Source organism: Brevibacillus jepli (genome assembly GCF_047229145.1).
Taxonomy (GTDB): domain Bacteria; phylum Bacillota; class Bacilli; order Brevibacillales; family Brevibacillaceae; genus Brevibacillus.
Genome location: NZ_JBFEFW010000011.1, coordinates 139699 through 165138 on the forward strand (window position 1 = coordinate 139699; position 25440 = coordinate 165138).

Annotated in this window: 22 protein-coding genes; 18 read left to right on the forward strand and 4 right to left on the reverse strand. The window is 47.9% G+C overall.

Going from position 1 to position 25440, the window contains the following annotated elements:
• The first annotated feature begins 56 nt into the window (after window positions 1-56).
• Together AB1L17_RS14235 and AB1L17_RS14240 are read left to right on the forward strand one after the other, a co-directional pair.
• Window positions 57-731: an amino acid ABC transporter permease gene (locus AB1L17_RS14235; RefSeq protein WP_412845476.1), complete on the forward strand. Its 675-nt coding sequence runs from the start codon at window positions 57-59 to the stop codon at window positions 729-731.
• Between the two features lie 73 nt (window positions 732-804).
• A complete protein-coding gene (locus AB1L17_RS14240; RefSeq protein WP_412845477.1) occupies window positions 805-1002 on the forward strand; it encodes a cold shock domain-containing protein in 198 nt (65 codons plus the stop codon).
• Window positions 1003-1173: 171 nt separating this feature from the next.
• On the opposite strand, the gene AB1L17_RS14245 is transcribed toward AB1L17_RS14240, so the two are convergent.
• Window positions 1174-2226, reverse strand: coding sequence for an HD-GYP domain-containing protein (locus tag AB1L17_RS14245; protein ID WP_412845478.1), 1053 nt, complete (start codon window positions 2224-2226; stop codon window positions 1174-1176).
• A gap of 208 nt (window positions 2227-2434) precedes the next feature.
• On the opposite strand from AB1L17_RS14245, the gene hpf reads away from it, so the two are divergent.
• From hpf to prfB, 4 genes are all read left to right on the forward strand, one after another.
• A complete protein-coding gene (hpf, locus tag AB1L17_RS14250) occupies window positions 2435-2998 on the forward strand; it encodes a ribosome hibernation-promoting factor, HPF/YfiA family (protein ID WP_412845479.1) in 564 nt (187 codons plus the stop codon).
• Window positions 2999-3201: 203 nt separating this feature from the next.
• Window positions 3202-5721 (forward strand): preprotein translocase subunit SecA, encoded by a 2520-nt coding sequence (gene secA / locus AB1L17_RS14255; RefSeq protein ID WP_412845480.1) that lies wholly within the window; start codon window positions 3202-3204, stop codon window positions 5719-5721.
• Window positions 5722-5965: 244 nt separating this feature from the next.
• A complete protein-coding gene (locus AB1L17_RS14260) occupies window positions 5966-6427 on the forward strand; it encodes a hypothetical protein (RefSeq protein WP_412845481.1) in 462 nt (153 codons plus the stop codon).
• Between the two features lie 114 nt (window positions 6428-6541).
• A protein-coding gene (prfB, locus tag AB1L17_RS14265) for a peptide chain release factor 2 (RefSeq protein WP_412845482.1) occupies window positions 6542-7655 on the forward strand; the annotation gives its coding sequence in 2 pieces (ribosomal slippage) (window positions 6542-6622 and window positions 6624-7655; 1113 coding nt in all).
• Here the strand turns inward: prfB and AB1L17_RS14270 are convergent.
• Complete coding sequence (locus AB1L17_RS14270; protein WP_412845483.1) at window positions 7645-9081, reverse strand: PAS domain-containing sensor histidine kinase; 1437 nt, start codon at window positions 9079-9081, stop codon at window positions 7645-7647. The genes prfB and AB1L17_RS14270 overlap by 11 nt on opposite strands.
• Window positions 9082-9223: 142 nt before the next feature.
• Here AB1L17_RS14270 and AB1L17_RS14275 point away from each other — a divergent pair, with 142 nt between their 5' ends.
• The 10 genes from AB1L17_RS14275 (at window position 9224) to AB1L17_RS14320 (ending at window position 20868) form a co-directional block, all read left to right on the forward strand.
• On the forward strand, window positions 9224-9493 hold the full coding sequence (locus AB1L17_RS14275) for a YciI family protein (protein WP_412845484.1): 270 nt from the start codon (window positions 9224-9226) through the stop codon (window positions 9491-9493).
• 76 nt (window positions 9494-9569) lie between these two features.
• Window positions 9570-9950 (forward strand): cytochrome c551, encoded by a 381-nt coding sequence (gene cccB, locus AB1L17_RS14280; RefSeq protein ID WP_412845485.1) that lies wholly within the window; start codon window positions 9570-9572, stop codon window positions 9948-9950.
• Between the two features lie 134 nt (window positions 9951-10084).
• Complete coding sequence (gene argC, locus AB1L17_RS14285; protein WP_412845486.1) at window positions 10085-11125, forward strand: N-acetyl-gamma-glutamyl-phosphate reductase; 1041 nt, start codon at window positions 10085-10087, stop codon at window positions 11123-11125.
• Between the two features lie 13 nt (window positions 11126-11138).
• A complete protein-coding gene (gene argB / locus AB1L17_RS14290; RefSeq protein ID WP_412845487.1) occupies window positions 11139-11936 on the forward strand; it encodes an acetylglutamate kinase in 798 nt (265 codons plus the stop codon).
• Window positions 11937-11954: 18 nt separating this feature from the next.
• On the forward strand, window positions 11955-13136 hold the full coding sequence (locus AB1L17_RS14295) for an aspartate aminotransferase family protein (protein ID WP_412845488.1): 1182 nt from the start codon (window positions 11955-11957) through the stop codon (window positions 13134-13136).
• 160 nt (window positions 13137-13296) lie between these two features.
• On the forward strand, window positions 13297-14403 hold the full coding sequence (locus AB1L17_RS14300) for a carbamoyl phosphate synthase small subunit (RefSeq protein ID WP_412845489.1): 1107 nt from the start codon (window positions 13297-13299) through the stop codon (window positions 14401-14403).
• Complete coding sequence (gene carB, locus AB1L17_RS14305) at window positions 14396-17638, forward strand: carbamoyl-phosphate synthase (glutamine-hydrolyzing) large subunit (protein WP_412845490.1); 3243 nt, start codon at window positions 14396-14398, stop codon at window positions 17636-17638. The genes AB1L17_RS14300 and carB overlap by 8 nt, the downstream gene beginning before the upstream one ends.
• Window positions 17583-18554 carry an ornithine carbamoyltransferase gene (gene argF / locus AB1L17_RS14310; protein ID WP_412845491.1) on the forward strand — a complete coding sequence of 324 codons (972 nt, stop codon included), beginning with the start codon at window positions 17583-17585 and terminating at the stop codon, window positions 18552-18554. The genes carB and argF overlap by 56 nt, the downstream gene beginning before the upstream one ends.
• Before the next feature lie 429 nt (window positions 18555-18983).
• Entirely contained in the window at window positions 18984-19535 is a 552-nt protein-coding gene (locus tag AB1L17_RS14315) for a DUF5317 domain-containing protein (protein ID WP_412845492.1), read from the forward strand.
• Window positions 19519-20868: an HD-GYP domain-containing protein gene (locus AB1L17_RS14320; RefSeq protein ID WP_412845493.1), complete on the forward strand. Its 1350-nt coding sequence runs from the start codon at window positions 19519-19521 to the stop codon at window positions 20866-20868. The genes AB1L17_RS14315 and AB1L17_RS14320 overlap by 17 nt, the downstream gene beginning before the upstream one ends.
• Before the next feature lie 29 nt (window positions 20869-20897).
• Here the strand turns inward: AB1L17_RS14320 and AB1L17_RS14325 are convergent, their stop codons facing one another.
• Window positions 20898-21437: a histidine phosphatase family protein gene (locus AB1L17_RS14325; RefSeq protein ID WP_412845494.1), complete on the reverse strand. Its 540-nt coding sequence runs from the start codon at window positions 21435-21437 to the stop codon at window positions 20898-20900.
• Window positions 21438-21718: 281 nt separating this feature from the next.
• Here AB1L17_RS14325 and AB1L17_RS14330 point away from each other — a divergent pair, with 281 nt between their 5' ends.
• Window positions 21719-22978, forward strand: coding sequence for an argininosuccinate synthase (locus AB1L17_RS14330; RefSeq protein WP_412845495.1), 1260 nt, complete (start codon window positions 21719-21721; stop codon window positions 22976-22978).
• Window positions 22975-24420 carry an argininosuccinate lyase gene (argH, locus tag AB1L17_RS14335; protein ID WP_412845496.1) on the forward strand — a complete coding sequence of 482 codons (1446 nt, stop codon included), beginning with the start codon at window positions 22975-22977 and terminating at the stop codon, window positions 24418-24420. The genes AB1L17_RS14330 and argH overlap by 4 nt, the downstream gene beginning before the upstream one ends.
• 55 nt (window positions 24421-24475) lie before the next feature.
• Here the strand turns inward: argH and AB1L17_RS14340 are convergent, their stop codons facing one another.
• Window positions 24476-25387: an acetamidase/formamidase family protein gene (locus AB1L17_RS14340; RefSeq protein ID WP_412845497.1), complete on the reverse strand. Its 912-nt coding sequence runs from the start codon at window positions 25385-25387 to the stop codon at window positions 24476-24478.
• Between the last annotated feature and the right edge of the window lie 53 nt (window positions 25388-25440).

The following is a 25440-nucleotide window of genomic DNA, read 5'->3' on the forward strand; positions in this document are numbered from 1 at the left end:
GTTAGACCCCTGTCTGCGACACTCAGACAACATTGTGCAGAAGGAGGAAGACTTGCTTGGATTGGAGCGTAATTTACGATTATCGGGAACTTTTTTATCGCGGCGTTATTAATACGATTTTACTGACGGCAGTGGCTACGGTTTGCGGAACATTTTTGGGGTTGTTCATAAGCTTGGGCAAAATGTCCTCCAAGCGAATCTTGCGCTGGACCTGCTCGATTTACGTCGAGCTGTTTCGAGGAACACCGATGCTGGTCCAAATTTTGCTGATTCATTTTGCGGTGATTCCATCGATTTGGGGTATTCTGTATCCAGGAGCGAGCAGCCCGGAAGCGATTTATTCAGGCTTCGTCGCGCTCTCACTCAATGCTGCAGCCTATATGGCGGAAATCTTTCGGGCCGGCATCCAATCGATTGATTCGGGCCAAATGGAAGCGGCACGCTCACTTGGTATGAACAAGGGCCTTGCGATGCGACAAATTATTCTTCCCCAAGCGTTTACACGTATGCTGCCCGCTATTGGGAATGAGTTTATTGCTCTTCTAAAAGATTCATCTCTATTAGCTGTTATTGCGACACCGGAATTAAACTACGCAGCCATGAACGTGGCGAAAAGCACATTTGAGCGCTATCCTCCGTATTTGACGGAAGCAGCGATATACCTCGTGCTCACTTTATTCCTGTCCCGTGTAGTGGTTAGAGGACTAGAGAAGAAATACTCAACACGATAATGGAATGAATCTGGCAAATTGGGGAAAGCTAGACTTGATTTTATTTTCACAAAAGAAAGGGTTGTGCTGTTTCATGCAAGGCAAAGTAAAATGGTTTAACGCGGAAAAAGGCTTTGGATTTATTGAACGACAAGACGGTGATGACGTATTCGTCCACTTTTCGGCGATTCAGTCGGATGGATTTCGTTCTTTGGATGAGGGGCAAGCTGTAGAATTTGACATTGTGGAAGGGGACCGCGGTCCACAAGCGGCGAACGTCGTTAAGTTATAAAAAAACATGATCAAAAAATAGCAAATCCCCCTGCTTCCTATTAGGACAGGGGGATTCGTATGTTCAACGTGTAAGAATTAATTAGCGCAATCGCTAATTAATTCTGGAGCGCATAAAAACTTTCCGCAAAACGCGGTCGCTCCCTACGAGAAGGCATCGATTGACGTTTTTTTAACTGATCATTCTTTGGATGCGTAGAGAACGCTGCTGTCTCAGGTCTATAAAATCATTACCTCTACGAACGAGAGGGCGCATAGGCTCATCGGTATGAATCATAATGATTTCAACGTGGTCACCATTGTTTAATAATGCATGGGAACCGACGTAAAGCAAGATGATGTAATGGATAAAACGGGACACAATCATCGGATTTAATTTGCCTGAACAAGCTAATTCCCAGAGAACATTCGCGGCTTCAAAGGGAGAGGTTCCCCGGCGATACACGCGATCCGTGCAAATCGCATCAAATACGTCTGCGACACTAATGATTTGGCATTCAAAAGGGATGCCATCTTTTTTTCGCCCAAGTGGATATCCGCTTCCGTCCCAGCGTTCGTGGTGCAGAAGGGCGCATTGGGCTAGCAAATCGTCAGCATCCTTCATGGATCGCAGAAGCTCGTAGCCATAGACGGTATGCTTTTTCATAATCGTATACTCTTCATTCGTCAAACGATCTGGCTTGGACAGCAGCTCGTCTGAAATCTTCATCTTGCCGATGTCATGGAGAAGGCCGGCTAGTCCCAAAAAATGAATATCTCGCTGCGGCAATCCTATGATTTTCCCGATCAAGGCTGCAACGATTCCTACGTGAAGAGAGTGACGATACGTATAGCTTTCTGTCCCTTCATTCAAATAGACGAATCGCAGAAATCTCATATGATGAAGCACCTGATCAAGCATGGGATGGACTGCGCCGCTAAATTGATGCAGACGAGGAATATCCCCATTTGCGAATTGGTTGAATAAATTCTCGGTTTTTTGGACTGCCACCATATAGGCCTTTGCAGCCTCTGTCTCACTCCAATGGAGCAGAGGAAAAGGCATTTCGGGTGCTTCCGAGACGGGTGTAACTTGTACGGCTTCCACCTGGTGAGCCTCGAGCAGTCGTATATCACTAAGATGAAGGACTGCACCAGCGGGTAATAAAAGCAGGCCGTACTCGTTGTAGACGTCTTGCGCGAGTGCTGTTCCGATAAGTGAATGGGAAGGTTTTACCTCGACCATGAGGATTCCTCCAGTGCGTGTACGACCGCGATATAGGATTGGATGACTACCTTTCCTATTATAGCATAGGGAATCTAGTAAGTATTGGTAAAAAAATGTCGTATATTGATGATTTGTAAAAGATTTGCAAAGAATTTTTTAAGCAGAACAGAAGGATTATTTACAGTGGTGGCGAATAAGTATGTATAGACGGAAGGAGGTTGGAACCATGAAATTTAACATTCGTGGAGAAAACATTCAAGTCACCGCTGCACTTAGAGAATTTGTCGAAAAGAAAGTCGGCCGTCTGGAAAAATATTTTGAAACACCACAGCCTACAGAAGTACAAGTCACCATGCATGTACATCGCGGAGAAGGCACGATCGAGGTAACTATCCCACTTAGTGGGGTCATTATCCGAGCGGAGGAAACACACGAAGATATGTACGCTGCTATCGATCTGGTAGTAGAAAAGCTGGAACGTCAGATTCGCAAGCACAAAACGAAGCTGATGCGTAAGCTTCGAGTGGATTCGACAGGAAGAATGGCACAGCGTGAGAGTCAGCCAGTAGCAGTCATGGTCCCAGATGTTGATGAGGAAGATTTCGATATTGACATCGATATCGTGCGAACCAAACGCTTCGATTTGAAGCCAATGGACGCACAGGAAGCGGTCATGCAGATGGATATGCTGGGACACAGCTTCTTCGTTTTCCAAAACAGTGACACCAATGATGTTAGTGTGGTGTATCGCCGCAATGATGGGCGCTACGGATTGATTGAACCGAAATAACGAAACTTTACACCTTTTCATTCGTATAAGACTAGGGAGTTGCTATTGGCAACTCCCTTTACTTGTGTAGAGGATGTTCTATTTGATAAAATATCTTTTTAGAAAGTATTATTCTCGTAGAATCGGTATTCATTTCTTATTATCTGGACTCATGCCGGCTTGTGATACATTTTTGTTTGGCAGCATATGGAAGGGGTGTCCTCATGTTAGGACTCGTTAAAAAGATATTCGGCGACAGCAATGAACGTGAAGTAAAGAAAATGTTTAAGCGAGTAGAAAGTATTAACGCATTGGAACCAACGATTAAGGTGCTCTCTGATGACCAATTGCGTGAGAAGACAGCGGAGTTCAAGGCTCGCTTGGCTAACGGGGAAGATCTGGACAAAATTTTGAACGAAGCGTTTGCGGTTGTGCGCGAAGCATCCATTCGTGTACTGGGTATGCGTCACTTCGATGTTCAGATGATTGGTGGTATGGTTCTCCAGGAAGGCCGTATTTCCGAGATGAAGACTGGTGAGGGTAAAACGCTGGTTGCAACACTGGCAACTTACCTGAATGCCTTGATGGGAAAAGGCGTCCACGTCGTTACCGTGAACGAATACTTGGCTGAGCGTGACTCTACGATCATGGGACAGCTGTATAATTTCCTCGGACTGACAGTCGGTTTGAACAAAAACGGCTTGAGTCCTGAAGAAAAACGCGAAGCATACGCGTGTGATATTACGTATGGTACGAACAACGAGTTTGGCTTCGACTACCTGCGTGACAACATGGTTCTGTACAAGGAACAAATGGTGCAGCGTCCACTCTTCTTCGCTATCATTGACGAGGTAGACAGCATTTTGATTGACGAAGCGCGTACGCCGTTGATCATCTCTGGTTCTGCGAACAAATCGACAGAGCTGTACTACATTTGCTCTCATTTCGTGAAGCGCTTGGAAGCAGAAAAAGATTTCACAGTAGATGAGAAGCTGAAAATCGTAAACCTTAGCGATGAAGGTGTAAGCAAGGTCGAGCAGGCATTCAACATCGACAACCTGTACGATACGGCGCATATCACACTGAACCACCACATTACGGCGGCGCTGAAGGCACAAGTGCTGTTCAAGCGTGATGTCGATTATGTGGTGCAAGATGGCGAAGTCGTAATCGTTGACGAGTTCACCGGCCGTCTGATGGTTGGACGCCGCTACAGCGATGGCTTGCACCAAGCCATTGAAGCAAAAGAAGGTCTGCGTGTTCAAAGCGAGAGCATGACACTCGCGACAATCACGCTGCAAAACTACTTCCGTATGTACCAAAAGCTTGCCGGTATGACTGGTACAGCGAAGACGGAAGAAGAAGAGTTCAAGAAAATTTACGGTCTCGATGTTGTGGTCATTCCAACGAACAAGCCGGTACAGCGTATCGATTCACCAGACCTCGTTTTCAAAACAGAGGCAGCGAAGTACCGTGCAGTTGTAAACGACATTGTCGAGCGCCACAAAAATGGCCAACCGATTCTCGTAGGTACCATCTCCATCGAAAACTCAGAGCGCCTGTCCCAAATGCTGAAGCAAAAAGGGGTACCGCATAACGTATTGAACGCGAAGCAGCATGAACGCGAGGCGGAAATCGTTGCACGTGCAGGTCAGTACGGAGCGGTTACCATCGCGACGAACATGGCTGGTCGCGGTACAGACATCCAGCTCGGTGAAGGAGTTGCGGATCGGGGCGGTCTTCATATTATCGGTACAGAACGTCATGAGAGCCGCCGGATTGACAATCAGCTGCGTGGTCGTGCTGGTCGTCAGGGAGACCCTGGTTCTTCTCAGTTCTTCCTCTCTATGCAGGATGAGCTGATGCGTCGTTTTGGTGCGGACAATATCATGAATATGATGGATCGTCTGGGTATGGAAGAGGATATGCCAATAGAGAGCCGTTTGGTAACTCGTGCAGTAGAATCCGCTCAGAAGCGTGTAGAGGGATCGAACTTCGACGCACGTAAAGGCGTTCTCCAATACGACGACGTGATGAATCAGCAGCGTCTGGTTGTATACAAACAACGTAAAGACATCCTGGAACAAGAAAATCTCAGCGAAGTTGCTTTGAATATGATCTACGAAGTGTTGGAGCGTGCAGTGAATCTGCATTGTCCAAAAGAAGAGGTACCAGAGGATTGGGATCTGCAAGCATTGGCCGATGCTGCCAATAATGGATTCCTCCATGAAGAAACAATTACGGCAAAAATGCTGAAAGGCATGGAAGCAGAAGAGATTATCGAGCTGTTGAAAGCAGAAGTCGACAAACAGTACAAACAGCGTGAAGAAGAAATCGGCGAGGCAATTCGCGAGTTTGAAAAAGTCGTCATCCTGCGTGCTGTCGACAGCAAATGGATGGATCACATCGATGCGATGGATCAGTTGCGTCAAGGTATTCACCTGCGCGCCTACGCACAAAACGATCCGCTTCGTGAGTACCAGTTCGAAGGATATGAAATGTATCAAGGAATGCTGGCAGCTGTTCAGGAAGAGGTCTCCATGTACATCATGAAGGCCGAAGTCAGTCAAAATCTGGAGCGCCAGGATGTCATTCGCGGTCAAGGAATCGACCCGGACAACTTGCAGACCTCCGGACCATCTGATCGTCCAGATCCTGAGACCTCCGGTGATGCTGATCCGAAAAACCGTGCACAGCGTCGCGCCCAGGAGCAGGAACGCAAACGTCAAAACAAAAAACACTAAGCAATTACAGAACATTCTTCTCGTATCGGCAAATTCGGTACGAGGGGGATGTTTTTTTCTTGCCGATTCCTAATGCCTTGACAGTATTCGTCTCCATCTATTCTCCCTCGTCTGATATAAACGATCTATTTGTCTAACACTGGTAAATGTAATCGAACGATTCAAGTGGTAATTATCTGAAAAATAAATAGAATCGTAAGTACAACACTTTTACCAAATTCACGACAGACGGAGGAATGAACAAATGAGAACGTCAGGAAGCGTGATGGGCATACAAACGAAAAATATAATGGAGCGAATATCGATTACTTTAAAAGCGGTGCTAAAGACAGGAAAGGAAAATAAAAAAGTACAGCTGATTGAAAAGGAGGAGGGGGTAGAGTTACCGAGAGTAATCTCAGCACAAGACCCAGTCTTTGAGGACAAGCGATTGCTGGAGGAAATTCCGGAGCCGAATTGGACAGAAGGCATGATCGTACCGCCGAATGGATTGGTGGATCGAACGCAAGAAAGTCCGATAGCGAAAAAGCATAGGAAAACACGCGGCTGGAAGCGACAAGCCTTCATCAAGCAGGCTTACCAGCAGAAAGTACGAGAAGCGCGGGGTACACATCTATTTTTGGTTACGACACCACAGACGGAAAATAAACAACCACATGAAATCCGAGACTTGAGATCCTCGCCATCACCACCGGTGGCAACATAACAAACTGTAAAAGCGAAGTCCCTTTTCTAAACGTGACAGGCTGCCATATTTGCGCATCCGGCAAATTACGTTACAATAAAACATAGCTTACGTAAAGAGAAGGTGATTCGCAACATGGCATTAATCGATATTGCGGACATCAAACAAGAGATGTCTAGCATGGCTAAACGATTAGCGGATATTAGGGGGTCTCTTTGACCTCCCAGTAAAACAGGAAAGAATCGGTGAACTGGAAGAGCGCATGCTGGCCCCTGATTTTTGGGATGACAATGATGCAGCGCAGAAGACAATCAGTGAGCTGAATGCAATCAAAAGCCTCGTAGAGACAATGGGCAAGCTCGATTCCCAATACGAGGACCTTCAGCTCATGCTGGAGCTCGTCATTGAAGAAGGGGATGCGTCCCTTATTCAAGATCTGTATGACAGTACACAGGAGCTGAGAAAGTCATTTGAGAGCTTTGAGCTGGAGTTGCTTCTGAGCGATCAATACGACAAAAACAATGCGATTCTGGAGCTGCATCCGGGAGCGGGTGGTACGGAGTCCCAGGATTGGGCGGCTATGCTTCTGCGTATGTATACACGTTGGGGGGATGCCAAGGGCTTCAAGGTTGAGACATTGGACTATTTGCCTGGCGATGAAGCCGGTGTAAAAAGTGTTACTCTCCTCATTAAGGGTTACAATGCGTATGGCTACCTCAAATCAGAAAAAGGGGTACATCGTCTTGTGCGGATATCTCCGTTTGATGCGTCTGGACGTCGTCACACATCGTTTGTGTCTTGCAACGTCCTGCCGGAGATCGAAGACGATAATGCGGTAGACATTCGTACGGAAGACCTCAAAATCGATACGTATCGTTCCAGTGGTGCAGGTGGTCAGCATATCAACACGACTGACTCCGCTGTACGGATTACTCACTTGCCTTCTGGAATTGTAGTGACGTGTCAAACAGAGCGCTCCCAGATTAAAAACCGGGAGCGTGCGATGAAAATGCTGACGGCACGACTATTTGAGAAAAAGCGTGAAGAGCAGGAGAAAACATTGGCAGCTATTCAAGGCGAACAAAAAGACATCGCCTGGGGCAGCCAAATTCGCTCATATGTCTTCCACCCATACAGTCTGGTAAAGGATCACCGGACGAATATGGAAGTCGGAAACGTTCAAGCGGTCATGGATGGAGAAATTGATTCGTTTATTGATGCCTACTTGCGCGCGCAGATCAATCGATAGACGAAACAGAAGTCTTCAAGGCTTTTGGTAATGCAATCGAGACGGTGGTTCCTTTGCCGACATCACTCGCGATGTCAATCGAACCACCGTGATCGCGAATAATTTTTGAGCTTACCATCAGCCCGAGGCCAGTTCCTGTTTCTTTGGTACTATAAAAAAGCTCTCCTAATCGGGGAAGTAGCTCTGCAGGGATGCCTTGTCCTTGATCGCTGATTCGAATGACAACATCATGAGAGCATTCTACAACCTTGATAGTGAGATTTCCACCTAACGGCATGGCTTCCATGCCGTTTTTTATGATGTTAATGAAGACCTGCTTGATTTGATACTCCTCGCACAAAATGAGTGACGTAACTTGTGGAAAATCAGTGAGAATGGTTACATTTTTCAGAAGTGCTTGTGGCTCCAGGAGCTTAATGACAGATAAAAGCAACGGCAATAAACCGTTGGGAGCAAATCGCAACGCTTGTGGCTTAGCCAATAACAAAAGCTCACTGGTTATCGAAGTGATTCGGTCGATTTCGGATAGCATGATTTGCAAATATTGCCGATTGGCGACATTATCGCCCTCCATGAGCTGGATAAATCCTTTCAGGGCAGTGAGTGGATTTCGAATTTCATGCGCGATTCCCGCAGCAAGCTCTCCTAAAACAGACAGCTTGTCTGAATAACGGAGTAGATCCTCTGACTGCCGGCGTTCTGTAATATCGCGTGCCACAAAAACGGTACTGACGATTTGGCCGCTCGAACAGATGTCAGGTGTTCCTTTCACATCGAACAGCAGCATTCTGCCGTCTGGATGAAGGTAATGGTACTCGGCGTCGAGTGTGACTTTTTCCTTTAACATGTGGTCAAAATCGCTCTTGGCTTGTGCAATTTGATCAGGATGCATCAAGATCGAGAAATGCTGGTTGATAACCTGATCAATCGTGAGACCGCTGACCGCCTGAACAGAAGGGGAAGCGTATGTAATGATTCCATCCACATTCACAATGAAAATCAAATCCATAATATTTTCCGATATTAACCGAAAGTTCTCTTGCATTTGATGCAGAGCCTCTTCCATTTTCTTTTGTTGCGTAATGTCTTTGGCAATGGAATAACGACTGATGATCTCGCCATTGTGGAAAATGGGAAAGCTGGAAGCGACGATATCCACAATTTGTCCGTCTTTATGAAGCAACTGATAATACTTGTTTCTTCTGATTCCTGAATAGAGGATTTGTTGTTGTTTCTTTTGATCGAGAACTTCCTTCGGTCCGAGAATTTCCCAAATTTGCATGCGCAGCAATTCTTGAGAGGTGTATCCTACCAGAGCTTCACCAGCAGCGTTTACTCCTGTGAATCTGCCGTCCATGTCGAACATGAAAACAGCATCAGGATTGTTGTGGAAGAGAGAAGTATATAACTGTAACTGCGTACCCATACATATCCGCCTCTCTGTTGCTACTTGCTACAATTGAATCGTTCGCTGTAGAAAGGAAAAATCCTACCAGACAAAAGTCCGTATTCATAATTATGTTATACTTCATGAAAGAACAAGCTCATGAAAAAGGAGAGAAACCGTCATGCTGTACGCCGCATTTTTGCCAATCGTGAATCAAGAGCTGAATGCTCAAGTAAGACCCGCTCATCTTACGTATATTAATGATTTGTACAAGCAGGGAAAAGTGTTCATGGCAGGACCGTTCACCGATAAGCTTGGGGGAATGGTCATTTACAAAGCGGATTCTCTGGAAGAAGCTCGAAAATTGGCTGAGGCTGATCCAGTTGTAGTCGAAGGCGCACGGACGTTGGAGCTACGTGAATGGAGTCCGTTGGAGTTTCCTTTGTCCTAAATGGGTGTCGCAAGAATGAGAAGTGGTAGTTGGAGGCATACTTAGCGAAGAAATCCGAATAAAGGAGGGAACAGCCTTGAAACGCATTCCATTCGTTTTGACAGCGGCTGTACTCGCATTCTCGCTAAGCGCCTGTGGTGGCGGAAATCAGCAAACCCAGCCGCCTGCCAACCAACCCGCAACTGAGGCTCCGGCTACAGAAACTCCACCAGCCACGGCACCAACAGGAGACTATGATGCAGCAACTGCCGAAACCATGTACAAAAATACCTGTTCAAGCTGCCACGGACAGACGTTGGAAGGGGCAGTTGGACCGAACTTGCAGAAGATCGGCAGTCAGATGGACAAGGAGCAGATCATGGGTATTCTGGAAAAAGGAAAAGGATCCATGCCTCCAGGTCTTGTCAAAGGAAAAGATGCAGAAAATATCGCTGCATGGTTGGCGGACAAGAAGTAAACAGGAAACAGACCAGCGCTCGAGCAATCGGGCGCTTTTTCATTTGCACTGCAAAAGTTTTTCTGTTGTATTTCGTTTGAATTTTTATTATTATTCATGTATAAAAATACAGAAGTGGATAAAGGGGAGAGAGCATGGTTCGGGTCGGGATTGTTGGAGCAACGGGTTATGGTGGCGCGGAGTTGATCCGTCTTTTGGCTGGGCATCCGCATGTTGAGATTGCAAATTTATACTCAAGTTCATCGGAAGGGGAGAGCTTGGAAAAATCGTTTCCACATGCAGCTGGGCTCGGATTGCCCACATTGTCACCGATTGATGCAGACAGCATGAGTGGTGTGAACGATTTGATCTTTCTCGCTACGCCTGCGGGAGTAAGCAGCGAACTATCTCCGAAGCTGGTCGAAAAAGGTGTAAAGGTGATTGATTTATCTGGAGATTTTCGTCTGGAAAACGGATCGGTCTACAAGACGTGGTACAAACACGAGCCTGCCCCTTCCCAGTGGGTAGAAAAAGCCGTTTACGGTTTGACGGAATGGAATCAAGAGCATATGGCAGGTGCCAGTCTCGTAGCGAATCCAGGCTGCTATCCGACTGCTGCGCTTCTCGCTTTGCTTCCGCTCGTAAAGACTGGATGGGTACAGCCAAACAGCTGGATCATCGATGCCAAATCAGGTGTGTCCGGCGCTGGACGTGGAGTTTCACTTGGTGTTCATTACGGCGAAATCAATGAAAGCATTCATGCCTATAAAGTTACAAATCATCAGCATACGCCCGAGATTGAACAGGAGCTGCAAAAGCAAAGCGGAGAAGAGACACTCGTACAATTTACTCCGCATTTGGTACCGATGACCCGAGGCATTTTAGTCACGGCTTACGGGCAGTTAACTACGGATGTGACACAAGGGCAAATTCAGGAGCTATACGAAGCTGCCTATGCAGATAAACCTTTTGTACGTGTACGTCCTGCGGGCAGTCATCCACGCACGAAGGAAGTATATGGCTCCAATTACTGCGATATTGCTATCCATGTAGATCAGCGCACGAAGCGTGTCATCTTACTGTCGGTGATCGATAACATGATGAAGGGAGCAGCCGGCCAAGCGGTACAAAACATGAATGTCATGTTTGATTTGCCAGAGAAAGCAGGCTTGCCGCTCGTACCAGTATTCCCGTAGAGGAGGAGAGCAGATGCAAGGAATAGTTGTTATCAAATGTGGCGGAAGCACGATGGATCAGCTACCTGACTCCTTCTTTCAGGCGATTGCAGGACTGCAGGCGCAAGGACAAGAGATTGTCATTGTTCACGGGGGAGGACCCGCCATTAACGGTATGCTCGATCGTGTACAGATCACTCCGCAATTTGTGGATGGGCTCCGTGTCACTTGCGAGGATACGCTGGGTGTAGTGGAAATGGTCTTGTGCGGCAGCATCAATAAGGCACTGGTAAAAAGACTGACGCAGGCAGGGGCCAAGGCTTGGGGGGTAAGCGGCATTGATGGTCAGACCCTGCTAGCCACAAAAACAACAAAGCCACTCGGGTGGGTAGGAGAAATCCAAAAGGCTGATACGACCATTCCGAAAGCCATTCTTGGGCAGGGCTATGTCCCGGTGGTTGCTCCTCTTTCCGTCAGTGAAGATGGTGCAAATACGTTTAACGTCAATGCCGATGTTGCAGCAGGAGCGATCGCAGCAGCGCTTCGTGCAGAAAAGCTGATCATGGTGACAGACGTTCCAGGCATTATGCAGCCTCAGCCAGATGGAACCAAGGCAGTAGTGTCAGCCACGAGTGCACAAGAGATACAGGAAATGATTCAGGCAGAGATTATTACTGGAGGAATGATTCCGAAGGTTCAGGCAGCTCTCGATGCTCTCGGACAGGGAGTGGAACAGGTTGTGATCTGCCGGGGAACGGCTGAGGATCTGCTCGGTGTTTGTACGGGGCAGGCAGTTGGGACGACGGTTCGTATGAATGTCAATTACGCTTAGATGAGGAGGGAAATGAATATGCATACAACAACAGCTCCAGTGCATCTCATGAATAACTATGCGAGATGGCCAATCAGTTTGGTAAAAGGACAAGGGAATCAGGTGTGGGATGATCAAGGGAAGCAGTATCTCGATTTTACCTCAGGGATTGCAGTGACTTCGCTAGGACATGTCCCGCCAAAAGTAACGGCAAAGCTGCACGAACAGCTCGACACCCTGTGGCATTGCTCGAACCTTGTGCATGTTCCCCAGCAAGAGATTTTGGCGGAAAAGCTGAGCCGTTTGTCTGGACTCGATCAGGCTTTTTTCTGCAACAGTGGAGCAGAGGCGAATGAAGGCTTGATCAAGCTGGCACGCCGCTATGCACAAAAAGTAAAAGGGACAGACCGTTACGAGATCATCAGCTTCGAGCAGTCCTTTCATGGACGTACATTGGCTACCCTGACAGCAACTGGACAGGAAAAGGTAAAGGATGGATTCGCCCCATTGCCACAGGGCTTTGTCACTGTTCCATACAATGATCTGGATGCAGTCAAGTCAGCAATAACGGACAAGACATGCGCGATCATGCTGGAGCTGATCCAAGGAGAAGGCGGCGTACATCCAGCAGAAGAGGCGTGGGTGAAGGCGCTCCGTGAATTGTGCGATACGCATGGTTTGCTGCTGTTGGTAGATGAAATCCAAACAGGGATTGGTCGTACGGGTACATGGTTTGCCTTCCAGCAATACGGCGTGAAGCCAGATGCGATCTCATTGGCAAAAGGCTTGGGAAGCGGATTCCCGATCGGAGCGGTAGTTGCGACCAAGGAAGTAGCGGAGGCATTCGCTCCAGGTACGCACGGCACTACGTTTGGCGGGAATCCATTGGCAGCGACTGCTGGAATTGCGACGCTTACGACGATGGAAGAGGAGCAGATTTTGGAGCGCGTAGCCCATATTCATGAGCTAGTCATCAAAGAACTGGAGAAGCTCAAGGCTGAACATCCAGATAAAGTGGTTACGGTTCGGGGAAAAGGACTTCTTCTCGGTGTGGAGCTGACGATCCCGGCAGGTGACCCAGTAGCGTATGCACGGGAAAAAGGAGTGATCTTGCTGATGGCTGGTCCACAAGTAGTCAGACTCTTGCCTTCGTTTGTGACGACGGACGCTGAAGTAAAGCAGGCGATTGCGGTATTAAGCGAGGCGCTGTCACAAGTATAGAAGCCAAAATTGAATGAATGGTAAAAAATGCAACGAGGCAAAGCTGTCAAAAAACTCGTTGCATTTTTATAATGTCAAATGTATATTAATACAAAAGGTTGCATAAATTTTCGGTAAGAATGTTCAGGCCGGTGCCCATTGGAGAGGAGTGGCTTCATAGATGAATAGAGAGAATCAATCGCTTGGAACAGGATACCTTACGCTGGAGTGCGGCGAGGTTTTTACAGGGCAGCTGTATGGCGCCCCGATTAGCGGATTTGGAGAAGTGGTTTTTCATACAGGTATGACTGGATATCAAGAAGTGATGACAGACCCTTCATTTGCAGGACAAATCGTTACCTTCACGTATCCCTTGATCGGAAACTACGGGATCAACGAAAAGGACTATGAGGCAGCCAAGCCAGCGCTGACAGGCATGATCGTCAGTGAGCTATGCACAGAACCAAGCCATTATGAATCAAACATGACTTTGGCTGAAGCGGCAGAGTCATTCGGGTTCCCGATCCTAGCTGGTATTGATACACGAACCATTACCAAGCGCGTCCGCCAAAATGGGCCGGTATTCGGGGTTATTTCCGATCAGCCTATGCAGGTGGAGGAAGTTGTGTCTCTGCGCTACAAGCATGCCAAGAAATCATTGGTTGCCAATGTGTCCAGACAACAAGTGGAGCGGTATCCGGGAGGTGGCGAGCATGTCGTGCTGATTGATCTCGGTATGAAGCAATCGATTTTGGATGCCCTTCTCGAACAGGGCTGCCGTGTCACAGTGGTGCCATTTGACACGACTTTTGCCCAAATCAATGCTCTCGCGCCGGACGGATTGTTGTTCTCCAATGGGCCTGGAGATCCAGAGCACCTGCTTGCCTATTGCAGTGAATGGCGCAAAGCCGTGGAGCAGTACCCGACATTAGGTATCTGCCTGGGGCATCAAGTGTTGGCGTTGATGTACGGCGGCAAGACAGAAAAGCTGGCTTACGGCCATCGCGGAAGCAATCATCCGGTCAAGGATCTGATGACTGGCAAAGTATACATGACCTCACAAAATCACGGGTACGTGGTCAAGGAGGAGTCCTTGGATAAACGCCAGCTGACGGTTTCCTATCGCAATGTCAACGACGGTTCAGTCGAAGGACTGCGTCACGTCAGTCTGCCTGTTTTCAGTGTGCAGTACCATCCAGAAGCACATCCCGGCCCTAGCGATACGACCCATATTTTTCACCAATTCTTGCAGTCCATGCGCGTAGTAGGAGCGAAGAGATATGCCTAAATTGCCACACATTCATAAAGTATTGGTCATCGGTTCTGGCCCGATTGTCATCGGTCAGGCAGCAGAATTTGATTATGCAGGTGCGCAGGCTTGCCTTTCCTTAAAGGAAGCCGGTGTGCAAGTGGTGCTGGTGAATAATAATCCGGCCACGATCATGACAGACGAACAAGTAGCAGACAAAGTGTATCTGGAGCCGCTCACGGTGGAATCCGTGACAGCTATTATCGCAAAAGAGCGTCCCGATGGTCTCTTGCCTACGTTAGGCGGCCAAACGGGACTTAATCTTGCTGTTTCACTGGCAGAAGCGGGCGTGCTGGAAACGTACAGCGTGCAGCTGTTGGGTACGCCGCTTGCCGCCATTCAAAACGGGGAAGACCGTGAGCTGTTCAAGCAATTAATGCAACAAATCGGAGAGCCTGTTCCAGAGAGCGATACAGTTGAATCAGTTGAAGCTGCGATCGAGTTCGCCGGTTCGATTGGTTATCCAGTGATTGTGCGCCCGGCTTACACGCTTGGTGGAGCGGGTGGCGGAATCGCAGAGGATGAAGCTTCCCTGCGCAAGGTTGCTGCTGGCGGTATTGCTGCTAGTCCAATCGGGCAGGTGCTGATTGAGCGGAGTGTAAAAGGCTGGAAAGAGATCGAGTACGAGGTCATGCGGGACGCAAATGATACCTGCATCATCGTCTGCAATATGGAAAATCTGGACCCGGTAGGTATTCATACGGGAGACAGCATTGTTGTCGCGCCATCTCAGACGCTGACGGATCGCCAGTACCAAATGCTGCGCAGCGTATCCACGAAAGTGATTCGTTCACTTGGGGTGGTAGGTGGCTGCAATATTCAATTTGCGCTTGATCCAAACTCGGATCGCTATGTGCTGATCGAGGTAAACCCACGGGTGAGTCGCTCGAGTGCGTTGGCTTCCAAAGCAACAGGTTATCCGATTGCACGAATCGCCTCCAAGCTCGCATTGGGCTACGGGCTGGATGAAGTGACGAATCCGATCACGGGTTATACGTACGCCAGCTTTGAACCGGCGCTAGACTACATCGTTGTAAAAATTCCACGCTTCCCGTTTGACAAATTCCCACTGGCAGATCGCAGGCTGGGGACACAAATGAAAGCGACTGGCGAAGTTATGTCAATCGCGCGTAATTTGGAAGCGGGACTATTGAAGGCGGTTCGTTCCCTGGAGCAGGGCTGCACGCATTTGACTCGACCAGAGCTCGAATCCTGGACGCGTGAGGAGCTTGCACATGCCTTGCAGGAAGCGACTGATATCAGGCTGTTTGTTTTTGCCGAAGCGATTCGCAAAGGCTTTACGGAGAGTGAGCTTCACAGTCTGACTGGTGTCGATCCGTTTTTCTTGCGGAGCTTGCGTAAAATCGTGGATCTGGAAGTAGAGCTGTCTTGCCATGACAGTGAATCATTGAGCTCGGAGGTTTTGTTGGAAGCAAAGCGTCGCGGTTTTGCTGATGAAACCATCGCTTCACTGGTTGGTACAACACCAGCTCAGATCAAAGCACTTCGTGAACAATCCGGCATTACGCCAACATATAAAATCGTCGATACTTGTGCCGCAGAATTCGATGCCCAAACACCATACTACTACTCGGATTGGCAAGGAGTAGATGAGGTAGAATCACTAGCTGGCCGCAAAGTGCTGGTACTCGGCTCAGGTCCGATTCGCATTGGGCAAGGAATCGAATTCGACTATTGCTCGGTCCACGCGGCCAAATCGCTGCAGGCAAGCGGTATTGCTGCTGTTGTCGTGAACAACAACCCGGAGACGGTCAGTACGGATTATGAAACCGCCGACCATCTTTATTTTGAACCGCTTCACGTAGAAGACGTGCTGCATATCGCAGAACGCGAGCAGGTGGAGGGCGTTATGGTCCAGTTCGGGGGTCAAACAGCAATCAACTTAGCTGCCAAGCTGGAGCATGCGGGCTTGAAAGTAATGGGAACGTCACTTTCAGCTATTGAACGCGCGGAGGACCGCGAGCTGTTTTATGACATGCTGCGCAAGCTGGACATCCCGCATATCCCGGGCAAAGGGGTATCGACCTTGGAGGATGCGACCGCAATTGCAGAGGAAATCGGCTTCCCTGTCTTGATGCGTCCTTCCTACGTCATCGGCGGGCAGGGCATGGTAGTGGTCCATAACCTCGAAGAGCTGCAAGCCACCATCAACGATTGGTTGAACCATCCGGATATGAGCATGTTTTTCCCACTCCTCGTGGACAAATACGTCCCGGGCAAGGAAGCAGAAGTAGATGCGGTATGCGACGGACAATCCGTCATTATCCCGGGAATTTTTCAGCATGTGGAGAGAGCAGGCATCCACTCGGGTGACAGTGTAGCCTTGTTCCCGGCTCCTCAGCTGACAGATGACATCAAGCACAAAATCGCGAGCTATACAGAAGCAATCGCACGGGAAATGGGAGCCGTCGGGTTAATCAATATCCAGTTTGTCATAGATGGCGGTACGGTTTATGTACTGGAGGTAAATCCTCGGGCTTCGCGGACAGTGCCGATTACGAGTAAAGTGACAGGCATCCCGATGGTTCAACTGGCAGTTCGCGCACAATTGGGCGAAAAGCTGGCGGAAATGGGCTACGGTACAGGACTTTTGCCAGAAATCCCTTTTGCAGTCGTCAAGGCGCCAGTCTTCTCCACGATCAAGCTGAATGGCGTAGACCCGGTGCTTGGCCCAGAGATGAAGTCGACGGGGGAAGTTCTCGGCTTGGGGCGTACATTCGAAGAGGCGGCAGGCAAAGCGTTTGCATTCAAAGACAATTTGTACGGCGATTGGCAAAAAGGCCAGTTGGTCATGATCTCTTTGGCAGATGGAGATAAGCAAGATGAAGTAGGAGAGTCGATCGGACAACTCCAAGCAGACGGAGCCAATCTGGCGGCGACTCCGGGTACTGCCGAGTGGCTGACAGCCAAAGGGATTGACGTCAAGCATGTCGTGACAGATGAAGCAGCGTGGATTGAGCTGCTGCAAAAGGAAGAAGCGGCCTTCGCCTTAGTTACCGCGACAAAAGGCAATCGTCAGGGCCGAACAGGCTTTGCTTTGCGAAGCCGAATGGTACAGCAGGGTGTGCCGTTGTTCTCCGCGGTTGATACGTTCGAGTTATACGTGAAGTCTATTATGAAGAAAAGAGGTGGCTCGCATGCAGCCAGTGAAGATATTGGAACACTTTCAAAACTTGCCGTTACAAAAGCATAAAGGTAAAGATTTCTTGTGCGTCGATGAATTCAACGGGGAAGAATTGATGGAGCTGCTCCATCTCTCCGCTCACGTCAAGCAGCTGCAAAAGCTGGGACAGCCATTTCAGCCACTGCAGGGCAAGACGTTGGGGATGATCTTTGACAAGGCTTCAACTCGTACGCGTGTCTCCTTTGAAGTAGGGATGCATCAGTTGGGCGGTTTGGGAATGTTCATGAGCGGAAAAGAACTCCAGCTAGGACGCGGGGAGCCGATCAGCGACACAGCGAAAGTTCTCTCGCGGTACGTGGATGCCATCATGATTCGCACCTTTTCCCACTCTTATGTAGAAGAGCTTGCAGAGCACGCGTCGATCCCCATTATCAATGGCTTGACCGATCTGTACCATCCTTGCCAGGCATTGGCTGACCTCCTGACCATTTGGGAGCACAAAGGCAAGCTCAAAGGAGTCAAGCTCGCATATGTAGGGGACGGCAATAATGTGGCGAACTCACTCGTGCTGGGCGCAGCTCTGCTAGGCTTGGATGTGCGGGTAGCGACTCCAGCAGGATACGAAATGGATGCAGCGATTGTCGCAAAAGCTACAGAATACGCGAAACAAAGCGGCGGGAAAATGATGGTGACCACCGATCCGATAGCAGCTGCCATGGGGGCAGATGCCGTATACACGGACGTTTGGACTAGTATGGGTTTTGAAGCAGAAAATGAGGTGCGATTGAAAGCATTTGCCGACTATCAAGTGAACGAAAAGTTGGTAGCTGCGGCAGACCGTGACTATCTCTTCTTGCATTGCTTGCCGGCACATCGTGGTGAAGAGGTTACCACAGGAGTCATCGACGGAGCTCGCTCCGTAATTTTTGATCAGGCTGAAAATAGACTGCATGCACAAAAAGCGATATTGGCTGCATTGGTATGAACATAGTTCTAGTCAAATGGAACTAGCTGCAATTAAATCCAATAGACTATGAATCTATGATTGCCGAATTTTGTCACTTATGTGTAAAATAAAGGTAGGAAAGAAGCAAGGAAGTACGGACTGTATTTGGTCGCTTGGTCCGTATGGAGCCAGTAGCGAATCCACCCTTTTCCATAATGGAAAAGGAAAGCGGAGCAGGGGCTGTACTTGGTCGCTTGGCCTCTGCATCTAGGACAGTAGCGAAGCCAGCTTTCTCCACTATGCATGAAGGGGGGAAAAGAAAATGAAAAAATGGTTCGCGGCAATTATGATGGTGGTAGCAATCGTAGCAGCTACATCTGCAAATTTTAATATCGGATAATATTAGTAATAGGGGGAAAGCACCGCTTGGTTGAGTGGTGTTTTTCTTCAATCGTGGGGGAAAGAGACATGTTATTAGATGTTATTTGTTTATCTTTCCTCGTTGCTTTGTTGCGGGGAGGAAGAATTAAGGAATTCCCTAAATTCTATAAAGTATGGCTGCTTGGTATAAGCATAGCGCTTCAAGTATGCTCTGCGTTAATTCCTTCATGGGGTGGTGGATTTATTTCCGTCGCCTATGTGTTTATTCTAGCGTTTCTTTTAAGTAACCGAAAATTCGAAGATATGCGCATCTTCATGGTTGGTTGGTTTCTGAATGCAATTGCCATTTGGACAAATGGTGGAAAAATGCCACTCGATCTCGAGCAAGCAAAAAAACTACCATATGATTTAGAGCCTGTCATTAATGGGACGAACTTTAAACACAGTGTTTTGACGGAAAGCTCAAATCTCCCCTTTTTGACGGATGTTATTTACATGCCTTCAATTATTCCAAGAGTAATTAGTATCGGGGATATTTTTATCATGCTGGGTGCATTCTTACTTGTTCAACGTCTAATGAATAAACCAATCTCGCTACTACAACTCCGAGAAGGTAAGAGTTATGCTACTAAAAACTAACATGCGGACAATGATTAAAGGGATTATCGTTAAATATGGATATGCAGTAGCTGCTATCTTGATTATATATTCGTCTATGTCTAAGTGGGAGCCGCGTGAGAATTGGATAGTATTATTTGTTTATACTCTCTTAACTATATTTTCTACGTTTGCTCCCGTACGATTGGCGAATACCATTCTAACATTAAATAATGCAGTCATATTTTCAGGAATCCTCCTTTTTGGTGCATGGGTTGGTGTCTGGTCTGCTCTTATTGAGGCATTAATCATTGCGTTTTTGATGAAGTTCAATCCAGTAAAAACACCAGTAAAAGCAATGGCTAATCTAGGTCAATTGATGATGACTATTTGGGTTGTTGATGCTCTAAATCGATGGATCAGCAGCTTGGGCACAATTTCTCCGATGGTTTCAGACCTGTTCTTAGCGGGGGCTTATTGGTTTGCGAACTTGTTCCTTTGTGGATTAGGCATATCTTATTTTCATAAAATGGGTTGGATTCAAACAGTCAAACAGATGGCTAGGGGATTCACATCTACTTACTTACTCCTTTGTGTATTGGCAGGTGTAGGTTCCCGATTAGTTGAGTCTTATGGTGTACTTACGTTACTTCCAATGATGGTAGCCTTTATTACTATTAGTTATGTATTCCATCACTACTATGATAGTATTCAAAAACTCCAACAAAAAGTGGAAGAAGTCAAAACATTCAACCACAAGTTTTTGACTGCCATGGCAGCTTCTATTGATGCACGTGATCGTTATACGAGTGGTCATTCCCAACGAGTGGCTCACTGGGGAAGAGAAATTGCCAAGGATATTGGGTTATCTGCTACAAAAGTAGAAGAGATTTATGTTGGCGGTCTTCTGCACGACATCGGAAAAATCGGCATCGAAGACGAAATTCTCAATAAAAAAGGAAAGCTGACCCCGGAAGAGTACGACAAGATCAAGCAGCATACGGTCATTGGTTATGAAATCATTTTGCAAGCAGGGATGTTTAATGAATTGCTTCCTGCGATCCGTTCCCATCATGAGCGAATAGACGGAAGAGGATACCCGGATGGTTTAGCAGGGGATGACATTCCACTGATGGCGAGGATTTTAGCGATCTCGGACGCTTTCGATGCGATGGTGGCAGACAGGCCTTATCGAAAAGGATTGCCTGTAGAGGAAGCGCTTCAAGAAATTAAACGGGGGTCCGGTACGCAATTTGATCCGATTTTGGCAGAGCATTTTATCCGAATTGTACAGAGACTGCCGCGTGAAGAGCTGCAGAGCATTATCGGAATAGAATCCATCCCTCAAAAACAGTTACAGGAGGCAATCAGATGAGCTGCCCCTTGTAACTGTTTTTACGTTTTTTAAGACCAAATGCGGACGAGCTCCCGGGCTTCCGTGTGACAGGTGAGCTTGAATACATCTGGATTGCTTAATCTTTCCCAATCGCTAAAGCCGAAGCGGTCGTCAACTGATTTCATGAGCAACGCCAGCAGGCAGCCATGGCTCACAAGCACGATTTCTTTATGCTCAGCGGTCAAAATCTCAGTGAGTAACGAATTGGCCCGGTTCATTGCAGTGAGACTAGATTCACCCCCTTCGAACTCAAGAGACAGGTCATCAAACGTATCACGCAGTCGCTCGAACCAATCTTCGCGTGGTACCCCGCAAAGGACACGTTCGACCAAGCGCTGATCTTCCTCAATGTTGAGTCTGCGTTCCTTTGCAAGCGGTTGGATGGTGGCAATTGCCCGCTGATAAGGACTCGAGATGATTCGATCAATGGGGTATTCGTCGAAGAAAGATGCGAGCTTACGAGCTTGTCCTTCTCCCTTTTCCGTGAGCGGGGCTTCCGGTTCTTGGCCAGCAGCTTGACAATGACGCACCAAATAAATCGTTTTCATAATTTGCCTCCAGCATTTATTCTCCAAAGTAGTTCCTTCCTCTAATTCGTTCTGAATCGTGGATTCCCTTTCCTATCAATGACACAGTATTTATGCATAAACAGACAGTGGATATGCATAAAAACAAGATGCCCCATATACGGAAAAATGTATATTTTGCTTACTTCCCTGTTTTTGTCTGCGAATTCACAAAAAATATACAAGAAAAATAGTTGTATTTTTATTAATTCCTTTGTATAATTACTCGCATAAGAGAAACTTCGAAACGGGGAGAGAGAATGATGGCAAAAGATAAAATTGTGTTGGCCTATTCAGGCGGTTTAGATACATCGGTAGCAATTAAATGGCTGCAAGATACGTATAACTATGACGTGATCGCAGTTGCGCTGGATGTAGGAGAGGGAAAAGACCTCGACTTCGTACAGAAAAAAGCATTGCAGGTAGGGGCAGTGAAATCAATCGTAGTGGATGCAAAGGAAGCATTCGCTGAGGAGTTCGTATTGCCAGCGCTGAAAGCAAACGCGATGTACGAAGGCAAATATCCGTTGGTGTCCGCACTGTCGCGTTACCTGATTTCTCGCGTGTTGGTAGAAATCGCGGAAAAAGAAGGCGCAGTAGCAGTGGCACATGGTTGCACAGGAAAAGGAAACGACCAGGTACGCTTTGACGTTTCCTTCACAGCACTGAACCCGGATATCAAAATCGTGGCGCCAGTTCGTGAATGGGGCTGGACGCGTGACGAAGAGATTGAATATGCGAAAAAGAACAATATCCCGATCCCGATCGATCTGGACAATCCATACAGCATTGACCAAAACCTGTGGGGCAGAAGCTGCGAGTGCGGTGTTCTGGAAGATCCATGGGCAGCTCCTCCAGAAGGTGCATACGATCTGACGAAGTCGATCACGGATGCACCAGAAGAGGCGGAAGAAATCGAGATCACTTTCGTGCAAGGAAAGCCAACCGCCTTGAACGGAGAAGAGCTCCCACTGTCCGAGCTGATCCTGAAGCTGAACAAAATTGCCGGCAACCATGGTGTGGGCCGTATCGACCATGTCGAAAACCGTTTGGTGGGGATCAAATCTCGCGAAGTATACGAGACACCTGCTGCGACTACCCTGATTTTGGCTCACCGCGAGCTGGAATTCTTGACACAACCACGTGAAGTCGCTCAGTTCAAGCCGATTGTGGAGCAAAAATTGGCGCAAGTGATCTATGAGGGTCTCTGGTATTCGCCAATCCGCAACGCTGTTTGTGCTTTCATTGAAGAAACACAAAAGCACGTAACGGGCGTAGTACGCGTGAAGCTGCATAAAGGGCATGCCATCGTTGTAGGCCGCACCTCTGCATCGTCTCTGTACAGCCATGAGCTGGCGACTTACAATGCAGGTGACCAATTCGACCACAAAGCAGCGCTTGGCTTCATCAAGCTGTGGGGTCTGCCTACCAAGGTGTACGCGCAAGTAAACGAAGGCGTACTGCATGAGAACCAAAATACAGCGATCAAGATTTTGGACGAAAAGGATGCGATCAAGCAATGAAACTCTGGGGAGGACGCTTCACGAAGCCGACGAATCAGCTCGTAGAAGAGTATACCGCTTCTATTTCTTTCGACCAGAAAATGTGGCGACAGGACATCGTCGGAAGCCTAGCGCATGTTGCCATGTTGGGCAAGTGCGGCATCCTGCCGATGGAGGAAGTAAGACAGATTATCGCTGGTCTGAAAAAGGTAAAAGATAAGATCGAACGCGGGCAAGCGGAATTTCTCGTGGCCCACGAAGATGTTCATATGAATATTGAAAAGATGCTGATTGAAGAGATCGGTCCGGTGGGGGGCAAGCTTCACACCGGACGCAGCCGCAATGATCAGGTCGCGTTGGATATGCACCTGTATCTCAGAGAAAAGCTGATGGAGATCATCCAATTGGCGATGTATTTACAAGAGGCATTGCTGGAACAAGCGAATCAGCATCTCGATACTGTCATGCCAGGCTACACGCATTTGCAACGTGCGCAGCCCGTTTTGTTCGGGTATCACCTGATGGCGTATGTATCCATGCTGCAGCGTGATATTGAGCGGATGACCGAGACGTGGAAGCGTGTGAATGTGCTGCCGCTTGGTGCTGGTGCCCTCGCAGGTACGACATTCCCGATTGATCGCACGTTTGTAGCGGAACTGCTGCAATTTGACGGTATCTATCAAAACAGCATGGATGCGGTGAGTGACCGTGACTTCATCGTAGAATTTTTGGCAGACGCTTCGTTGGTCATGACGCATCTTTCTCGTCTGTGCGAAGAGCTCGTCATCTGGAGCAGTCAGGAATTTTCCTTCGTGGAGCTGGACGATGCGTTTTGCACAGGGTCCAGCATCATGCCGCAAAAGAAAAATCCCGATGTGGCCGAGCTGGTTCGCGGAAAAACAGGGCGTGTCTACGGTAATTTGTTCGGTTTACTGACCGTATTGAAAGGCTTGCCGTTGGCGTACAACAAGGATATGCAGGAAGATAAGGAAGGCATGTTTGATACGGTAGCTACCATTCATGGCGCACTTGCCTTGCTGACGCCGATGATCAAGACGATGCAGGTCAAAACAGAGCGCATGCGTCAGGCTGTTACCAACGATTTCTCTAATGCGACAGACTTGGCAGATTACTTGGTTCGCAAAGACATGCCATTCCGTCAGGCGCATGAAGTCGTAGGAAGAACCGTTTTGTACTGCATCGAGCAGCAAAAATATCTTCTCGATTTGACCTTGGAAGAATTCCAGAGCTTCTCAGAGGCTATTGGGGCTGATGTATATGACGCTCTAGCGGTAGAGACGGTCGTCAATGCTCGTAACGTATTGGGTGGTACAGCTCGTAATCAGGTGGAAGTCCAAATTGACTGGTACCGCAAGCAACTGGTAGAAACGCATGCATGGGTGGACAAAAACAGTCAAAAGGTCATGATTGAATCGCTGATCGATGTTGGTTCACCTGCATAAAACGATAGTGTGTGAAAAGCAAAAAACCCCAAAGCTTTGGGGTTTTTTGCGTTCTCTATCTGCCTACTATTTTCGAGTCAAAGCCAGCAGCAATGGCGTATTCAAGAGGTAACTCCATGCGGGCAGTTTTTAGTGGATCTACGACCTGACAGATGCGCAAATCTCCCGCAGCAGAGAGCAAGAAGGTGGCTTCTGCCTTATCGACGCCCAGCTCATCGTGCAGAAATTGAACCATGTTGATTACTGCTCGATCCGCAGCCTTGTCCAGCTCTTTTTCCGATGCAATCGTGATCAAGTGCTCATGATTGACCGCCATCGGTAAGGGCCACTGCTTTCCTTTGATCACATCTAGCTTGATGGTTACTTCTCCGGCGATTTCCACACCACATACAGCTACTTCCCCGTCAGCCATTGCTGCATGGAGGTCACCGAGGGCAAACAAAGCGCCGGGAACATTTACAGGTAATAGCAGTGTAGTACCTTCACGCATTTGCTTGCAGTCCATGTTGCCACCGTGATCGCCTGGCGTCCCGCATGAAATGGCTTCCTCGGCAGGAGCAGTTCCGATTACACCAATCATGGGATTGATCGGTACTTGGAGCTTGTCTGACAAAACGGCCTTCTCATCTTGTATCGGAATCATTTTAATTACATTTTCTTGCAAGTCGAAGCCCATTACACCCAGATTCAGTCCGGTAACCATTACGCCACGATCATTAATTTTAATTTTCTGAATATGAACAACCAAAATATCGCCTGGCTCGCTTCCTTCTATGTAAACGGGGCCGGAAGCAGGGTTGATCCGGTTCCAATCAAGCTCCTGAAAGGCAGTGTCGGCTGATTGGATTTGGTCCTCGAAGCAATCGCAAGTTTCAAACGTTACGACACTACCTGCGTCCACCTTCAATACAGGCTGATTCTTTGGAGACATGGAATAAATAACGTCCTGTTTTTTTACTATGTGCATGGTGGCTATCCTCCAGTCAATTTGAAATTTACATATTTTTCTTTATCATAGCA

Excerpts from the sequence above, each read along its gene's own strand:
- AB1L17_RS14240 (WP_412845477.1), top strand. The coding sequence starts at position 805 with ATGCAAGGCAAAGTAAAATGGTTTAACGCGGAAAAAGGCTTTGGATTT.
- AB1L17_RS14330 (WP_412845495.1), top strand. The coding sequence starts at position 21,719 with ATGGCAAAAGATAAAATTGTGTTGGCCTATTCAGGCGGTTTAGATACA.
- AB1L17_RS14340 (WP_412845497.1), bottom strand. The coding sequence starts at position 25,387 with ATGCACATAGTAAAAAAACAGGACGTTATTTATTCCATGTCTCCAAAG.
- AB1L17_RS14295 (WP_412845488.1), top strand. The coding sequence starts at position 11,955 with ATGCATACAACAACAGCTCCAGTGCATCTCATGAATAACTATGCGAGA.
- AB1L17_RS14325 (WP_412845494.1), bottom strand. The coding sequence starts at position 21,437 with ATGAAAACGATTTATTTGGTGCGTCATTGTCAAGCTGCTGGCCAAGAA.
- AB1L17_RS14300 (WP_412845489.1), top strand. The coding sequence starts at position 13,297 with ATGAATAGAGAGAATCAATCGCTTGGAACAGGATACCTTACGCTGGAG.
- AB1L17_RS14245 (WP_412845478.1), bottom strand. The coding sequence starts at position 2,226 with ATGGTCGAGGTAAAACCTTCCCATTCACTTATCGGAACAGCACTCGCG.
- argC (WP_412845486.1), top strand. The coding sequence starts at position 10,085 with ATGGTTCGGGTCGGGATTGTTGGAGCAACGGGTTATGGTGGCGCGGAG.
- carB (WP_412845490.1), top strand. The coding sequence starts at position 14,396 with ATGCCTAAATTGCCACACATTCATAAAGTATTGGTCATCGGTTCTGGC.
- AB1L17_RS14315 (WP_412845492.1), top strand. The coding sequence starts at position 18,984 with ATGTTATTAGATGTTATTTGTTTATCTTTCCTCGTTGCTTTGTTGCGG.
- AB1L17_RS14275 (WP_412845484.1), top strand. The coding sequence starts at position 9,224 with ATGCTGTACGCCGCATTTTTGCCAATCGTGAATCAAGAGCTGAATGCT.
- AB1L17_RS14260 (WP_412845481.1), top strand. The coding sequence starts at position 5,966 with ATGAGAACGTCAGGAAGCGTGATGGGCATACAAACGAAAAATATAATG.
- argH (WP_412845496.1), top strand. The coding sequence starts at position 22,975 with ATGAAACTCTGGGGAGGACGCTTCACGAAGCCGACGAATCAGCTCGTA.
- hpf (WP_412845479.1), top strand. The coding sequence starts at position 2,435 with ATGAAATTTAACATTCGTGGAGAAAACATTCAAGTCACCGCTGCACTT.
- secA (WP_412845480.1), top strand. The coding sequence starts at position 3,202 with ATGTTAGGACTCGTTAAAAAGATATTCGGCGACAGCAATGAACGTGAA.
- AB1L17_RS14320 (WP_412845493.1), top strand. The coding sequence starts at position 19,519 with ATGCTACTAAAAACTAACATGCGGACAATGATTAAAGGGATTATCGTT.
- argF (WP_412845491.1), top strand. The coding sequence starts at position 17,583 with ATGCAGCCAGTGAAGATATTGGAACACTTTCAAAACTTGCCGTTACAA.
- argB (WP_412845487.1), top strand. The coding sequence starts at position 11,139 with ATGCAAGGAATAGTTGTTATCAAATGTGGCGGAAGCACGATGGATCAG.
- AB1L17_RS14270 (WP_412845483.1), bottom strand. The coding sequence starts at position 9,081 with ATGGGTACGCAGTTACAGTTATATACTTCTCTCTTCCACAACAATCCT.